Annotated in this window: 9 protein-coding genes; 7 read left to right on the top strand and 2 right to left on the bottom strand. The window is 39.2% G+C overall.

The genetic code is table 11. The features are described 5' to 3' along the window. Window positions 1-388: 388 nt before the first annotated feature. On the top strand, window positions 389-1,324 hold the full coding sequence (locus tag QM524_RS18355; RefSeq protein ID WP_283345677.1) for a ring-cleaving dioxygenase: 936 nt from the start codon (window positions 389-391) through the stop codon (window positions 1,322-1,324). 80 nt (window positions 1,325-1,404) lie between these two features. Next, window positions 1,405-2,037, top strand: a complete 633-nt coding sequence (locus QM524_RS18350; RefSeq protein ID WP_283345676.1) for an alpha/beta hydrolase — start codon at window positions 1,405-1,407, stop codon at window positions 2,035-2,037. 82 nt (window positions 2,038-2,119) lie between these two features. Here QM524_RS18350 and QM524_RS18345 read toward each other — a convergent pair whose 3' ends face one another. Together QM524_RS18345 and galB are read right to left on the bottom strand one after the other, a co-directional pair. Next, window positions 2,120-5,497 carry a glycosyl hydrolase gene (locus QM524_RS18345; protein WP_283345675.1) on the bottom strand — a complete coding sequence of 1,126 codons (3,378 nt, stop codon included), beginning with the start codon at window positions 5,495-5,497 and terminating at the stop codon, window positions 2,120-2,122. A gap of 81 nt (window positions 5,498-5,578) precedes the next feature. Continuing rightward, entirely contained in the window at window positions 5,579-7,990 is a 2,412-nt protein-coding gene (gene galB / locus QM524_RS18340; protein ID WP_283345674.1) for a beta-galactosidase GalB, read from the bottom strand. A gap of 684 nt (window positions 7,991-8,674) precedes the next feature. Between galB and QM524_RS18335 the strand changes: the two genes are divergently transcribed. From QM524_RS18335 to QM524_RS18315, 5 genes are all read left to right on the top strand, one after another. Then, a complete protein-coding gene (locus QM524_RS18335; RefSeq protein ID WP_283345673.1) occupies window positions 8,675-10,312 on the top strand; it encodes a polysaccharide lyase domain-containing protein in 1,638 nt (545 codons plus the stop codon). A gap of 307 nt (window positions 10,313-10,619) precedes the next feature. Next, a complete protein-coding gene (locus tag QM524_RS18330) occupies window positions 10,620-13,751 on the top strand; it encodes a DUF6298 domain-containing protein (protein WP_283345672.1) in 3,132 nt (1,043 codons plus the stop codon). Between the two features lie 63 nt (window positions 13,752-13,814). Next, window positions 13,815-15,200 carry a glycoside hydrolase family 140 protein gene (locus QM524_RS18325; RefSeq protein ID WP_283345671.1) on the top strand — a complete coding sequence of 462 codons (1,386 nt, stop codon included), beginning with the start codon at window positions 13,815-13,817 and terminating at the stop codon, window positions 15,198-15,200. A 2-nt stretch (window positions 15,201-15,202) separates the two neighbouring features. Then, window positions 15,203-16,534, top strand: coding sequence for a four-carbon acid sugar kinase family protein (locus QM524_RS18320; RefSeq protein ID WP_283345670.1), 1,332 nt, complete (start codon window positions 15,203-15,205; stop codon window positions 16,532-16,534). Between the two features lie 16 nt (window positions 16,535-16,550). Continuing rightward, entirely contained in the window at window positions 16,551-17,975 is a 1,425-nt protein-coding gene (locus tag QM524_RS18315) for a sialate O-acetylesterase (protein WP_283345669.1), read from the top strand.

Here is a 17,975-nt window from a genome sequence, read left to right as displayed (position 1 = left end):
AAACTGAAAAAAAACTATTCCGAGACAAATTCTCGAACTGGTAATCTTGGGCTTTTTTATAAAAATAAAATTGGTGTAGGGGCAACCCTTGCGGTTGCCATATTGAGTGGGACAACCGCAAGGGTTGCCCCTACCTAATAGATAAAACTGTTACTAGTTTAAGACAAAGTCTCGAACCAGTAATGTATTTACATTGCCTCTATAACTCAAACATTGAGGGCAACCTATTTTAGGCAAGGACAAAGGATAACTCCAAACTCATCACTCCAAACTCAAAACTCATAAGATTCTCCTCTTCACTCATTACTTATCATACATCAATGCACAGCCCTGAATAAGGTAGTAATTTTGAATCATCAAACAACAATTACTAAACGACTTATTCATTATGGAATCATACATCAAAGGCATGCACCATGTAACAGCTATCGCAGGTGATGCAAAACGCAATCTTCATTTTTATACAGAAGTATTAGGATTACGTCTTATCAAAAAGACTGTCAACTTTGATGACCCTCATACTTACCATTTTTACTTTGCCAATGCCAATGCAGATTTAGGCTCAGTATTAACATTTTTCCCTTGGGGTGATCGAGTAAAAAGAGGTCTTAAAGGAGCAGGTATGGCAACAGAAGTAAGTTATTCTGTACCAAAAGGCAGTTTAGATTTTTGGGTAAAAAGATTGGACGACAACAATGTATTTTACAGTAAACCTTCTGTAAAATTTGGCGAAAGATATATTGCCTTTCTCGATCCAGATGGTTTAAAAGTTGAATTGATTGAGACTGATATTCCTCAAGATACTTTGCCAGAAGTGTATGGTGTAAAACCTGAATATGCGCTCAATAGCATTTATGCAGTGACGCTTACACTCAACAATATAGCGCCAACGGCATCTATTTTGACAGATGTTTTTGGATATGAATTGGAGAAAAAAGAGGGTAACCGTACTCGCTACACCATTACAAAAGATGGCTTGACGTCTAAAGTTGATTTGGTTGAATTACCAAACGAATCGAGAGGTATTGTGGCGGGAGGTATTATCCATCACGTTGCTTTCAGAGTAAGTAACGATGGTGATTTAATGAAAATGCGTGAGAAAATCGTAGCCTTGGGCTTGAATATCACTGAGCAAATCGACCGTCAATACTTTCATTCTTTGTATTTCAGAGAACCAGGAGGTGTTTTATTCGAAATTGCAACTGATAACCCAGGTTTTGACATCGATGAAGATGAATCTGAATTAGGACAACATTTGATGTTGCCTACAAGATACGAAGGACAACGTGAGCGTATCGAAAAAGCTTTGCCAGTATTAGCGTAAGGATTTGGACTATGGGCTTTTGAGTAAAGGGTTTTGCAGAAAAGCCCATAGTTTATTCTAACATTTAAACACGATTTATCATGGACTTTCAACCATTAAAATATATACTTGAGTTGTCAAAAAATCCTAATGCTCCTGTGCTTGTCCTCTTGCACGGAACAGGCGGCGACGAACAAGATTTGATACCTTTGGCAAAAGATATAACCAAAGATTTTCATTTATTAAGTTTAAGAGGAAATGTAAATGAAGGCGGTATGCCACGTTTTTTCAGAAGAATCAGAATGGGAGTTTTTGATGAAAAAGATTTGGCTTTTCGTACCGATGAAATGAAGGCTTTTATTGAAAAAGTTTTGCAGGAAAACCATTTAGAAAATGACAAACTTGTGGCTTTAGGCTATTCAAACGGGGCCAATATTGCTGGAGCAACGCTTTTAAAATATCCAGATTTTTTTGATGGAGCGATATTGTTTAGACCTATGTTGCCCTTTCAAGAACCAGTATTAACCGAAAAAGCACAGCAAGTTCCAGTGTTCTTTTCGAATGGCAAAAATGACCCAACCGTTCCGCCAAAAGATACTTCAACGTATTTGGAAATCTTAAAAGAACAAGGATTTGAGGTAGAACATCATGCTTTGCCAACCAGTCATAATTTGACTTATAGCGATATTGAGTTGGCTAAGGTATGGTTAGAAAAATATTTTCCTATCAGCTAAGAACCAAAATTTTAGGCGTTGCAATGCAACGCCTAAATCTAACTATCCCCAAATTAATTAATTTTTGTCTGTTCCAATTTTTTTATTTTTCTGATAAAATCTCAACAGGTCCCAAAAGTCCCGCTTTTTCTAACGGACGTCCATCTAATCGAAACGGCGCTGTGGTAAAAGTTACACGCTGATTTTGTGGTAAACGATTATCACCAATCAAACGGTTATGCCACGAATTACTTACCTCAATTTCGACTGTATTTTTCCCCTTCACCAACGCTTTCGATATATCAACTCTAAATGGTGCTGTCCATGCGACTCCACAATTTTTCCCGTTGAGTCTTACCGACGCAATGTTGGCTACCTCACCTAAATCTAACCAAATCGCTGAAGAATTGTTTCCATCCCAGTCAAAGCTTTTGGTATAAGTGGCTGTTCCTGAGTAGTATTTAATCAAAGTATCTGTATTTGCACTCCAATCCGTTAAAGAATTAAATAACTGTGCGGAACTTGGTCCTCCTTTTTCTTTTTCAAAATTCACCTGCCACGAACCCTCAAAACTTTGTATTTTTTGTAAATCCCCAACAGATTTATTACTTGTCAATGCTTTTTTGCTACCGATAATAAAAATTGAACCATTGGGAGGTAGACTAATGCTTACGGAACTTATTCCATTTTGCTTTTTCGCTTCTAAAGTATTCCAAGTATCTGTCACAGGATTATAGCTTTGAACAAATGGCATTTCCATGCGCAAGTGATAGGTCAATGTTCGATCTGTATTCTGCTGATTGGCAAGGAAATAGATTTCTTTCTGAGCCTCTTTACGGTGCGTCCATGCAATATCTTTCGCATATTTTCCTGAAGATTCCACTACGTCTACATCTCGTTTGATACCCAAGCCTTGCAAATCTTCTGGAATTATAGGTGACAGAATAACTTTCCCTTTTCCCAAATTTTTTACTTGAAAACCATGAGTTTCTTGAAATTTACCACCCCAAATCTGTTCGATTAAAGCAGATAAATTTCTAGTATCACTTTTACTCAAACTCACTGCTGGTCTTTCGCTGATTACTACATTTGCGCCTGCTTGAATCAATTGTAGCAATTTTTGTAAAGTAGCCTCTGAAGTAGCATTTGTGTTCGGACTCAATTTTAAAGCTCTTGGCAAAACCAATAAAGCATAACTATTCCCATCAGCAAAACTCACTTTTCCATTGATTACTTTGGCACTTTTTAAAGCATCTGGACTAAACGAATCGTAGGCATAACCTCGAAGCGGATTGACCCATTGGTCGGCATCTGCCATGTTGGCTGAGTTACCAACTCCCGCTGGTATCTGACGCATAGGTTGACCTTCGTTTGCCAAACGTTTTTGTTCCAGAGCTACTTTTTCATCACCAAATAATCCAGTCAACGTACCAACCAATCTATCAGGCAATACCGAGCGTCTTGGTAAGTCATCACCCGTAAATACGGCTATATCTGCCACAGGTTTACCCTGTTGTAATAATTCCTGACAACGAGTGGCATAATCTACCCAAGCTTTTGCAGGTTTCCACCATGTTTGATTTCGTTGAAAATACAATCCCACACCGTCTAAAGTCATCCCCGGTTGTTTGTTAATCCAAGGATTATGAGTAAAAACATGATAGACTAACTTGTTGATTCCGAGCGCATAATTTCTATCTTGAAGTGTTTTTAACATGGCAGGGTGTTCATTCCAAGCCATGCGGACTGTCGTAAAACCTTCTGCTTGAATGATATTTTTTCCGTAAATATGAGCTGCCGAAATAGCGTCTAACATATCGTTGGGCTTGTCGTGGGTGGGGCTATTCAACCAAAATTCGCCCATCGGAATATCTACCAACTTGTAGTGAGCCAGACCGTCGCTCATCATGGTCGGTGCAATACTTTCAGCCGTGAAAATCAAGCCTTTTTCGGTAGTGATTTTGCGTAAGGTTCCATAAAATTTCTCCAAAACTAAATCTACAATGGTCTGTCGAATATCAAATAATACTTGCTCAGATACACGACGACTTTGCACGGGCACTCCTGTATAAACCAATAAATAAGGCATTAAAGAATAGCCACGACGTTTTGAAAATTCTTGTGCAAAATTCTTTGACCAATTTTGACTGCCACATTCCCAACTATCTACGTGAAAATAACGTAATACTTCCTTGCTCAATGCTGAGCCAATTTGTTTTTGGGCTTCTCCAAACCAGTTATCAAACTGAATTTTTACAGCTTCTTCACTAAACTTATCGCATTCCAATCCCTTACCACCACCAGCAGTAGCATTTGTATGTCCTGTTGAAGTATGTCCAATTCTTACAATCGTCCAAAGTCCTTTTGGAGCGTTCCAATGGATAGCGCCATTTTTATCGACAAACTTGGTAATATCTACAATTTTGTTACTCGGAACACACAGGTTATCAGGTAATTGCTCAGGAGAACTTTGTTTGCTCATTCTCCAAATTTCACCTGTTTTACTTTCGTATTGATGAATCTTTGGAGCAGCAAAAAGTTGGAGTTCCAACAGCTTTAATGATGGCTTCCACTTGGCGGCATCCAAATCTTCTGCGCCAGGTTCTGAGCCATTTTTATCATAAACAAAACGAAAATATTTCGCAGTAGTGGTCGGAATAGCATGCGTTACATCCGAGTCCGTATCTTGCCAGCCATGACGAGGTGGTTCGAGTTGAGTAGCTTTTCTAAAATTGATACCATCATTACTCACCTCAACAACCAAACGATGCGCCTGATACGTATTGCCTCCTGTTCGAATATAGATTGAACGACATGTAAAAGGCTTGTCAAACGCATATTGAAACCATGCTTTTGTATCGGTTTTAAAACTCTCTTTATTGCCAACCTTGATTAATTGCTGTCCAGAATTACTAGGTAAACTACTTGTAATTGAAGGTTTTATAGACAAAGTAGAAAGCGTATCTTCCGCCAAACGTGGATACGCTAATACGGCAATTTCTTCATAATAGTTTTCTTTGATAGGAGGTAATGGCAATTGTTGTTGAATCATTTTTCCCCCAGATACATGCACAGAAGCAGATACCACTTTTTGCATAGACTGCTCAGGACGAATCCACGGACCGCCAGCCAAAGCGAATCCATCGCTCACGTGCATACCCATTTGCAAACCTAATCTTTTAGCTTCGGACATCGAAAAACGAACCATTTCCCACCATTCAGGCGTGAGCTGTTGTATCGCAGGTGTATATACAGGTGGGGTCGCAGGACCTTTGATGGGCATGAGATAGGCTCCGCCAATACCAACTTCCTTCATCGCTTCGAGGTCGGCGGTTATACCAGCTTTCGAAACGCCACCTTGCATCCAATACCAAAATACCCATGGTTTGGCATTTTGTGAAGGAATGACTTGATAAGAGCTTTGTGCCGTAGCTTTGAAAGAAACAAAACCTAATACTATTAGAAAAAGCCTTTTGAACATATATTTTTTGATGATAATCTAAAAGTTAGTGGGCAAAATTGAATTCGTTTTACCCGCTTTAAGCCTAACGCCTAAAGCATATTATTTGGTAATAATTTCAATTTCAGAAGATTCCAAACCTTCTGCACTTGCCTTAAGAGAAATTTTTCCAGCTTGCTTTTTGGATTGAATAATAGCTAAACATTTGCCATGATACGCACTACGATAAGGAGCTTTAAATGACTCAAGACTTGCTTGGTAGCCATTGTCAACACCCACCAAATTTCCTTTTCCTTCTACCGAAAATTGTACTAAATGATTGGCATCTAGTACGATATTTCCTTTTTCATCAGTGATTTCTACGGTTACAAAAGACAAATCTAGTCCATCTGCTGCAATAGCTTTTCGATCAGCTATTAAGCGAATTTTTTGTGCTTTTCCAGCGGTGAAAACTTCTTTTGACAAAACCTCTTTTCCAGCTTTTCTAGAAATAACTTTCAACGAACCTTCCTCGAATGGCACTTTCCAAGATACATGAAGTTCATCTTTACCTTTTTTGCGGATTCCTTGGGATTTATTATTTACAAACAACTCAACCTCATCGGCTTGGTTGTAATACGCCCATACTTCTACAGTTTGTCCAGCCTTCCAATTCCAATGAGGCAAAAGATGAAGCACAGGCTTTTGCGTCCACTCGCTTTGATACATATAATATACATCCTTCGGAAATCCCGCCAAATCGATAATACCGAAGTATGAACTACGAGCTGGATAGCTGTAAGGATGTGGTTCGCCAAGATAATCAAAGCCTGTCCACACATATAGCCCAGCCACATGAGGCGCATTTTTGACAGCCTTCCAAGATTCTTCGTGTGTGGTGCCCCAATAGGCTGCCACGTTATCGTAGGCAGGCGCTGTCCAGTCAGTATTACCTTCCACTAACGGGCTTTTACTATCTTTTGGCCAAAGTTGAATACCTGCTTTGGGCATATCGTATTGCCCTCTAGTTTCTAATGCCGATGCCGTTTCGGTAGCGATGATGCTGTGGTTCGGAAAGCGTTTCGGAAATTCCGAATAGGCTTCATGTTTATAATTAAAACCAAGAACATCCAAAGCTCCTGATTGGAAAATATGGTTCTTATCTGGTTCATTTTCGGTAAGCGCTGAGGTAATGGGTCTGGTCGTATCAAATTTTTTAACAATTCCTGCTAATTCCTTTGCGTAAGTTCTGCCAGTGCTATCAAACTGTTCTCTAATTTCGTTGCCAATACTCCATACAAAAATCGAAGGGTGATTGCGGTCGCGTTTAACCATGGCTTCCAAATCACGAGCGTGCCATTCTTCAAAATATTGTCCGTAATCTTTTTTAGATTTCTTCTTTTTCCACATGTCAAAAGCCTCATCCATAACAATAAAGCCCATTTTGTCACATAAATCTAATAGTTCAGGAGCAGGAGGATTATGAGACATACGGATACCATTACAGCCCATAGCTTTTAGGATTTCAAGTTGTCGCTCCATAGCACGCACATTGACCGCCGCACCCAAAGCACCTGAATCATGATGCTGACAAACGCCTAATATTTTGGTAGGAACTCCATTTAAGTAAAATCCTGTAGCTGGATCAAACTTAAATGTTCGTATTCCTAAAGGACTGAATTGCGTATCTATAATTTGATTTTTTTGAAGAATCTCTGTTTTAACTTGGTATAAATAAGGCTTATCCAGCGTCCAAAGTTGTGGTTGTTGTAAGGTAAGATTTTGGGTAAAATTTTGTAAGGAATCCTTTGACAGAGAAACTCTTTCTTGTTTAGAAAGCAGTATTTTACCCTTATGATCAATGATACTCTGACGAATCTCCAATGTTGATTGTTGATTTGTCGTATTACGAAGCGTAGTTTGTACTTTTATGTCTGCCACATTTTCCCTCACATTTGGCGTACTCACAAAAATGCCCTGATAATCAATCGCTATTGGCGAGGTAATAACCAATCTTACATTTCGATAAATACCTGATCCTGAATACCAACGCGTATTAGGCTGTTCGCTATTATCAACCTTTACGGCTATGATATTATTTTTAGTCAGTAAAAAAGGAGTTAGTTCATAACGAAAAGAATTATAACCAAAGGGTCTTTTTCCTAGAAAATGCCCATTAATCCACACTTGGCTATTTCTGTAAATGCCATCAAATTCTATATAAACTTTTCGGTCTTTGGCAGTTTGTGAAAGATTAAAAGTTTTGCGATACCAACCAATACCCGTCGGTAATGCTCCCCCTTGGTTGGTAGTCAGATGATTAGCTCCAAAAGGACCTTCGATACTCCAATCATGTGGGAGTGACAGCACTCGCCATGCTTGGTCATTGAAACTAGGATTTTTTGCTTCTTTTATATCGGCATGAACAAATTTCCAATTATCATTAAAGTTAGAGATGGTTCGACCTGTATTTTGGGAAAAACACTGAGCATAGAGGCTAAATACGCAAATGCAAATGGATACTATTTTATACATGTCAGTCAATTTGCTGAATTAAAATGGGGATTCCTTATAGGATATTACTATCCAATACAAAGGTATTGGCATATATCGCCATTTTTATGTACCATTTTTCCAAACTTTTGTACCATTTTATCTGGGTATATATCTACAAATACCAAGGTTTCGTTTGCTATTTTTAAGATAGGAGCAATTGCATATTTTTATAGGTTTTTATCTTAGGATATATATTTCACTCTTTACTATAAGTTCCTTATTGCATAGGTCTAACACGAAGAAATCGAACTAAAAGCGTATTACATTGCCGATTTATTCACAGATTTTTCTTAAAATTCATAGAAATATGTTTTTAATAGAAATCCTTCAAATGAATCTGTAAGGGTCTGTAGGGTAGTAGTCACTGTCAAAATGATACAATAGAAAATTAACTATAGCGTAGGAAGGGTCTAAAATATTGTGTAAACATAGGTTTAAATCAACATAAATATTCTCAAAATAGTACAAAGACAAAATCCTATAATTTATTGAGAAAATTGTATATCATGACCCAAGGGAATCCTTGTAATTTTGACTCATCAAGTAGTGTTTTATTTAGTTGGAGAAGGACTAAAGAAAGACTAGAGGTTTTGAAACGTAATTATTTGTATAGATATAACTGACAAAACCTTTCAACTATAAGCAATAATTAAAAACTGATACATGAAAAAACTGCTGTTAAACGCACTAATTGCGCTAGGTCTTGTGGTATTACAACAAGAAGTATCGATGGCTCAATACCCATCGATTCCTGACGATATCAAGAAAGAAAGTGATGAGTTGATGAAAGAGACAACACGTTTGTCTGATATTGCTTGGCAAAAAGCATTGCCTATTATTCAGAAAGAAGCTAAAGCAGGAAAACCTTATATTCCTTGGGCAGCTCGTCCCATTGATTTGCCACAAGCTGATATTCCTGCTTTTCCAGGCGCTGAGGGTGGTGGTGCATATTCATTTGGTGGTCGTGGTGGTAAAGTATACGTGGTAACAAGTCTTGAAGATGACGGAGTTGGTTCATTGCGTTGGGCTTGCGAGCAAGGTGGTGCCAGAATGGTTGTTTTCAACGTGTCAGGTATCATTCGTTTGAAAAGACCTTTGATTATTCGTGCGCCATATATCACGATTGCGGGTCAGACAGCGCCTGGTGATGGGGTTTGTGTAGCAGGCGAGTCGGTTTGGATTAATACCCACGACGTGGTGATTCGTTATATGCGTTTCCGTCGTGGCGAAACCAACGTAGGTCGTCGTGATGACTCTATCGGAGGTAACCCGATTGGTAATATCATGATCGACCACGTATCAGCAAGTTGGGGATTAGACGAAAATATGTCGATGTACCGTCACATGTACAATGATAGCACTGGTAAAATAGAAGATAAATTGCCTACAGTAAATATCACTATCCAAAACTCTATTTTCTCGGAAGCTTTAGATACTTGGAACCATGCTTTTGGTAGTACGCTTGGTGGCGAAAACTGTACTTTCATGCGCAACCTTTGGGCAGATAATGCAGGACGTAACCCTTCAATTGGTTGGTTTGGTATTTTCAATTTTGTTAACAACGTAGTATTCAACTGGGTACACCGCTCAATTGATGGGGGTGATTATCGTGCTATGTACAATATTATCAACAACTACTTTAAGCCAGGCCCTGAAACTCCTAAAAATACCTCTATCGGGCATCGTATCTTAAAACCAGAGTCGGGTAGAAGTAAATTAAAATATCTTACGTTTGGTCGTGCTTACGTAGATGGAAACATCATGGAAGGCAATGAGCGAGTAACCAAAAATAACTGGGATGGTGGGGTACAGGTTGAAGATTTGCCAAATGCTGGTAAATACACCGATTCTATTCGTTGGAATAAGCCTTTGCCAATGCCAAAATTGACAATTTTGCCAACCAAAACGGCTCATGATTATGTTTTGGCCAATGCAGGTGCAACGCTTCCAAAACGTGATGCGGTAGATGCACGTGTAATCGAACAAGTAAGAACAGGTAAAATCAATGCTTTAGCGAATGTAAAATTGCCAGAAACGCAATTTAAACACCGTCGTTTGCCAATTGATTCTTACAAAAATGGTATCATCACCGATATTAGTCAAGTTGGTGGTTATCCAGAATACAAGGGTACTCCTTACAAAGATTCAGACAATGATGGTATGCCAGACGCTTGGGAAATCAAAAATGGTTTGAATCCAAAAGATGCCGACGACGCCAGCAAAGACCGCAATAAAGACGGTTACACCAATATCGAAGAGTATTTGAACAGTGTTGTGAGCGTGAAAAATGTGAAACCGTAGTTTTTTTAATGGTGAGTTGTGAATGATGAATTGTGAATTATTGCAATTCATCATTCATCGGAAATACTTAAATCCTCATTTCACTTTGCAGAAACCACCAAATCACAATGAGTGCTGAACGAAGGATTCCAAACTATTTCAGATTTGGGATTGCGGATTTCGGAAATAAGGTTAGACACCTTTATTTTTTCAGAAATGTAAAAGATTACACTTCCGCAATCCAACATCCGATATCCGAAATAAACAGTTTTAGAATCCTTCGTACAACCCTAATTCACAATTCAAAATTCTTCATTCACAATTAAATATGATGTCTCGTTTCTCCATAATCCTATCTCTTACCTTCGGTTTGAGTGTTTTTTCAGTATTTGGACAAAAGCCCAAAGTTGTCCCGCCCAAACCTCCTGTGTATCTGGATGATGCAGGAAAATTGGCGTATACCCCTGAAAGCAAAGGAGATAGAATTCCTGATTTTTCTTTTTGTGGCTACAAAGCAAGCGAAGAAAGCATTCCATTTATAGCAGGAAAAGTAAAAGTAGAAGCAGCAAATGGCGACGCAACAACTCGTATTCAAGCTGCCATCGACTATGTGGCGGGTTTACCAGTTGATACTAGAGGCTTTAGAGGTGCAGTAGTATTAGGAAAAGGAGTTTTCGAAATAAAAGGAAATCTGCTTATCAAAGCTTCAGGCATTGTGATTCGTGGTGCTGGTCGTGGACAAACCATTCTAAAAGGGGTTGGCATTTCGAGAGAAACCTTGATTAGTATTAAAGGAAAAGATGATAAGAAAATTGAGAGTCCCGAGAAAGTATTGGACGCTTATATCCCTGTTGGACAAGCTTGTTTAAATGTAAATACTCCTGAAAAATATAAAGTTGGTGAGCGAATTTTGATTCAACGTCCTTCGACTAAAGAATGGATTCAAACTTTGAAAACTGGCCATTTTGGTGGGGGAGTTACCGCTCTTGGCTGGAAACCCAATCAAAGAGATATTACTTGGGAAAGAACAATTACCCAAATTACAGCAAAAGGAATTTGCTTAGATATTCCATTGACTACAGCGCTTGATTCTACTTACGGAGCGGGAACAGTGGCTAAATTTCAATGGAATGGACGTATCAGTCAAATAGGTGTCGAAAATCTTTCCTTAGAATCGAGTTATGATAACAAAAATCCTAAAGACGAAAACCATCGTTGGATGGCAATTGGATTAGAAAATGTAAGTGATGCATGGGTTCGTCAAGTTGATTTCAAACATTTTGCAGGTTCTGCCGTATATGTACAAGCTTCCGCTCGCTGTGTGACCGTCGAAGATTGTATTTCTACCCAGCCTATTTCTGAAATCGGCGGACAACGACGCTATACGTTTTTTACCAATGGTCAACAAACCCTTTTTCAAAGAATTTATGCCGAAGAGGGATATCATGATTTTGCTGTAGGCTATTGCGCTGCCGGACCAAACGCTTTTGTTCAATGTGAATCCAAACTTCCGTATAGTTTTAGCGGTACTGTTGATTCATGGGCTTCAGGAGTTTTGTTTGATATTGTGAATGTAGATGGCAATGCACTACGCTTTTCAAATTTGGGTCAAGATGGACAAGGTGCTGGCTGGTCGGCTGCCAATAGTGTTTTTTGGCAATGTGCTGCCTCTCGTGTCGAATGTCAAAAGCCACCAACTGCACAAAACTGGGCGTTTGGAACTTGGGCACAATTCGATGGCGATGGCTATTGGGATATGTCTAACGAGCATATCAAACCAAGAAGTTTGTTTTATGCACAACTTCAAAATCGCTTAGGAGCAGAGGTGCAAGCAAGAACTTTTTTGATGCCAACCGAAACAGAGGCATCAAGCAGTCCAAAAGTAGAGGTAGCTATGGCATTGACCAAAGCATCCGTTGAACCTGCCCGAACACTAGAGGAGTTTATTGAAAAGGCTTCCCAGAGATTATCTCTAAACGTAGCAGAAAAACTTCAAAGTATAGAGCAAATCGGCATTCCTAAAATTATTACCCCAAATAAAGCGCCTGATTTGCAAGTGCAAAATGGCTGGTTAGTTCGTGGAAAATCCTTACAAATAGGTAAACGACAAGAAGTTCCGTGGTGGTCTGGCGTATCTCGTCCGCACGGCTTAGCAGCGAGCAAGCCACATATCACCCGATTTGTTCCTGGACAAACGGGTAAAGGGCTAACAGATGATTTAGTTGAATTAAGCGATTGGATGCAGGAAAGTCATGTAAAAGTGATGGATCATAATTATGGACTTTGGTACGAGCGTCGTCGTGACGACCATGAGCGTATTCGTCGCATGGATGGCGAAGTTTGGCCTCCTTTTTACGAATTACCATTTGCCAGAAGTGGAAAAGAAACAGCTTGGGATGGTTTGAGCAAATATGATTTAACACAATATAATCAATGGTATTGGAGTCGCTTGAAACAATTTGCAGATTTGGCTGACCAGAAATCTCTGGTACTTTTTCATCAAAATTATTTTCAACACAATATCATTGAAGCAGGAGCTCACTATGCCGATTTTCCGTGGCGACCAGCTAATAACATCAACCAAACAGGATTCCCTGAACCAGTGCCCTATGCTGGTGATAAGCGCATTTTTATGGCTGAACAATTTTATGATATTAGCCATCCTGTTCGTCGCAAATTGCATCGTGCCTATATCCGTCAATGTCTAGATAATTTTGCTGGAAATACAGGAGTCGTACAATTGATTAGTGCAGAATACACAGGTCCACTTCATTTTGTTGAATTTTGGTTGGATGTCATTGATGAATGGCAAAAGGAAAAACACAAAGACGTCTTAGTGGCATTGAGTACAACCAAAGACGTGCAAGATGCGATTTTAGCAGATAAAAAACGGTCAGCTATAGTCGACATCATAGACATCCGCTATTGGCACTATCAATTCAACGGGCAAACGTATGAACCCAAAGGTGGACAAAACTTAGCTCCACGCCAACACGCTCGTTTGCTGAACCCCAAGCGTTCTTCGGCCGAACAGGTATATCGTGCCGTGAACGAATACCGCATAAAATATCCTTCAAAGGCGGTAATTTACAATGGAGATAGTTTTGATGCGAATGGCTGGGCAGTTCTTATGGCAGGAGGTTCTATTCCAAGTTTGAGCTTTGATTTGCCTCAAGAAATATCCGCACAACTCATTGGTATGCAATCGATTCAGTGGACTGGTCAAACCAATACACAATGGGTTTTGGGACAACAAGGACAAGGATATTTAGTGTATAGCGAAAATGCTCAAGAGCTATTGGCAGATTTGAGCAAGGAAAAAGGAATGTTTGAGGTTAAATATCTTTCTCCAAAAGACGGTACTTTCCTATCGAATACAGAAACACTAGAAGGAGGCAAAAGCTATTCATTAAAAAATCCTGCTAATAGTGGTATTGTTGTCTGGATAAAAAGAAAATAAGAAATTCTGATAAATAACCTCCCTTATTACCGCATAAACCTTCATAAAAACAATCTGACATCCATGAAAAAAGGATTTTTGGCCTTTCTAGTAGGCTTACTTCTAATCACAGGAAATATCACTAAGGCACAAGTTCCTGCTTTGAAAGTTTCTGAAAATAAAAGATACTTAGCCACCAAAGACGGGAAACCATTCTTCTGGCTCGGTGATACGGGCTGGCTATTGTTCTCAAAACTTACAAGAGAAGAAGTAGAAACCTACTTAGAAGATCGTCGTCAAAAGGGCTTTAATGTCATTCAAGCCATGGGCTTGCATACTCTGAAAGTAGTAAACATTTATGGAGATTCGGCATTAGTAGGAGGCAATATCGCTAAACCAAAAGTAACCAAAGGGTCAGATATATCTGACAATGAAGCCTATGACTTTTGGGATCATGTAGATTTTGTCATTCATACCGCTGAGAAAAAGGGCATTTATATTGGCTTTGTGCCTTTGTGGGGAGGCAATGTGAAAGACAAAAAAGTAACTCCTGAGCGAGCAAAGGTTTATGCAACATTTTTAGCCAATCGTTACAAAAATTACTCCAATATCATTTGGTTAAACGGTGGTGATATTCAAGGAAGTACAGGTAAAAATGTATGGGATATTTTCGGAAAAACCATTCGTACCATCGACAAAAATCATTTGATTACCTATCACCCGCGTGGACGTACTTCTTCTTCGGAGTGGTTCCATAAAGATACTTGGTTAGATTTTAATATGGTACAATCGGGTCACCGTACTTATGCGCAAGATACGTCTGCCAAAGAAAAATGGCATTATGGCGAAGACAATTGGCGCTATATCCAAGCGGATTATCAACTCAAACCAACCAAACCCGTTATCGACGGAGAGCCTTCTTATGAAGGTATCCCTTACGGCTTGCATGATGTAACCCAACCTCGTTGGACAGACGCTGATGTGCGTCGTTATGGCTATTGGTCAGTTTTTGCAGGGGCATTTGGCTATACTTATGGACAAAATTCGGTCATGCAAATGCACCGTCCAAAATACGATGATACCTCATTTGGTCCGCAAGAATATTGGTATGAAGGAATGGCTAAGCCTGGTTCTTTCCAAATGAAACATTTGAAAACTCTGCTATTATCTAAACCGTTTTTTGAAAGAATACCAGACCAAAGTTTAGTGGCTGATAATGGACAAAAGTATGAATATGTTGTAGCTACTCGTGGTAAAAATTATGCGTTTTTGTACACCTACACAGGACGTACTTTCAAGGTAAACATGGGTAAAATTGCAGGAAAAACGGTAAAAGCTCAATGGTATGACCCACGTACTGGCACATACCAAACTATTGGTGAAATCGAAAATACAGGTATCCAAACTTTTGATGCGCCTCAAGAACCTAAAAATGGCAATGATTGGGTGTTAGTTTTAGAAAGTAAATAATCATGCAAACACCTCAATTATCCATCGCCTATTATGGCGACGATTTTACGGGTTCGACCGATGCCCTAGAGTTTTTATCTCGTGCAGGAATGCAGACGATGTTGTTTTTCGAAGTTCCGACAAAGGAAAAATTACAACAATTCCCTCATTTACAAGCTCTTGGCATAGCAGGAAGAACAAGATCTTTAGGAAAAGAAGCCATGAAAGAGGAGCTTCAAACGGCCTTTGATGCTTTAGCTAAACTTCAAACGAAGCATTTACATTACAAGGTTTGTTCCACTTTTGACTCTTCTCCTGAAATTGGAAATATCGGCTTGGTGCTTGAATTGGGCTTGGCGCAATTCAGAAACCAATGGACACCCATTTTAGTTGCAGCGCCATCTTTGGGTCGATATTCTGTTTTTGGAAATCTCTTTGCTCGTATGGGAATCGGAAGTGATGGACATATCCATCGCCTCGATCGCCATCCTTCCATGAGCAAGCACCCCGTAACACCAGCCGACGAAGCCGATTTACGTTTGCACTTAGGCAGACAAACTTCTGTAGAAATTGGTTTGCTCGATATTTTACAAGTTGAAGCCGATACCCTAGCAAAAGCGCAAACAGAACAAGTTTCAGCAGGCAAAAAAGCTTTGTTTATCGATGCTGTCAATGAGGAACATTTACTGACCATCGGAACATTCTTAGAATCAAAAGCGATAGAACAAAACCAAACCTTATTTTCAATTGGTTCGTCTGGTATCGAAATGGCTTTGGGTTCCTATTGGAATCAGCAAGGTGTTTTTTCACCTAAAAATACTTGGCAATCACTCCAAAAAGTTGACACTTTGTTGGTGATTTCAGGAAGTTGCTCACCCGTAACAAGTGCACAGATTGATTGGGCAAAGCAACATGATTTTATCGAAATCATCGTTGATGCGCCACTAATTTCACAGGAAGAACTGTCTGAAAATATCTTACAATCCTATATTGATCAGGCTATTATTCATATCGAAAACGGAAAATCTGTTATGATTCATACCCAAGGAGGTTTACAGGAAAGTATTCCTTTGTCTTCTGAAAAACTGGGTTCAGCACTGGGATTGATTGCTAAAAAAGTCATCGAATCAACGCATCTTACCCGTTTGTTGATTGCAGGTGGCGATACGTCGAGTTATGCCGCACGTGCACTTGAAATAGAAGCATTAGAAATGATTGCACCAGTGGTAAAAGGAGCACCACTTTGTCGGGTTTATTCTTCCAATAAAGCCATTGATGGCTTAGAAGTTAATGTCAAAGGCGGTCAAGTAGGCGCAGCAAACTATTTTGGATTAGTTAGAGGTGATTTAGCTTAAAACTATTGAAGTTTTTATGAAAAAAATCAAATTACATATTCTATTAGTACTTAGTTTTTGCTCGATTTTTTCGGTAAAAGCACAAATTGTCTTACCCCGAATTTTAGGGCACAACATGGTTTTGCAACAAAAGAAACCTATCCATATTTGGGGAAAAGCCTCTGTTGGGGAACAAATCAATGTCCAATTTTCAGGACAATCCGCCAAAACAACAACAGATGCTGAAGGAAATTGGCAAGTATGGCTCAAAGCATTACCTGCCTCAAATATTCCACAAGATTTAAGAATTGAAGGTAAAGAAGTTATTACGCTCAAAAATATCTTAGTAGGGGAAGTATGGCTATGCTCTGGTCAATCGAACATGGAATATACCATGCGAAAAAACAGTAAAGTGAAGCGCCCTAATCTCCCAGACCCCAATCCTGTTGACGAATTAGATATAGCTAAAAATCCACTCATTCGTATTTTTTTAGTCAACAGAAAAGAATTAGTGAAACCTGATCCACAACACAAAGGGTGGAGTATCGCACAAGACTCCGCCTTGCGTTCTTTTTCGGCTGTCGCGTACTTTTTTGCAAAGGAAGTTCATCAGCAAACGGGCGTACCCATTGGCATGATTTCGTCGGCTATCCCAGGTAGCAGAATCGAACCTTGGATTTCGGAAGAAGCTTTTGCTAGTTCTCCCTATTTTAAAGGAAAAAAAGTAGAAGGTGAGCCAGCAAAGTTTTATAATCCTATGATTCGTCCTTTAGAGTCATTTGTCATGAAAGGATTTTTGTGGTATCAGGGCGAAAGTAATTGTTTCTTGAAAGATTCGGTACAATATACCAACAAAATGGAAACGCTGATTAGCAGTTGGAGAAAAGCTTGGAAAGACGATAAAATGCCTTTTTACTATGTGCAATTAGTCCCTTATCTCTACTCAAAAAGCACAGGAAAAATCGTTTTGGACAAAGAAACCCTTCCTACTTTTTGGCAAGCTCAAGCCAATGTAGCTCAAAGAGTAAAGTACGCTGACTTTATAACTACCACCGATTTGGCAGATACTTTGACCAATATTCACCCTTGGTACAAATGGGAAATCGGGAAACGTTTGGCACTTTTGGCTTTGAAGCATGATTACGGGAAAAAAGATTTAGTTGCCTCTGGACCCATTTTCAAAAAAATGAAAATCAAAAATCATAAAGCCATTTTAAATTTTGAATCTGTAGGCAGTGGTTTGCAAAGCAAGGATGGAAAAGACTTAAGCTATTTTAGTGTAGCAGGGACAGATGGGAAATTTTACGAGGCGAAAGCCTCCATTATAGGAAATCATGTGGAAGTTTTTTCCGAAAAAGTCCCCGAACCTAAAGCCGTTCGATTTGCATGGCAAGAGGATGCAGAACCTAATTTTTTCAACAAAGAAGGACTTCCTGCAAGACCATTTACCAGTGTAAAGTAA

The sequence above is a fragment of the Flectobacillus roseus genome, assembly GCF_030056595.1.
Classification (GTDB): Bacteria; Bacteroidota; Bacteroidia; order Cytophagales; family Spirosomataceae; genus Flectobacillus; species Flectobacillus roseus.
This window is presented reverse-complemented; position numbering and strand designations above follow the sequence as displayed.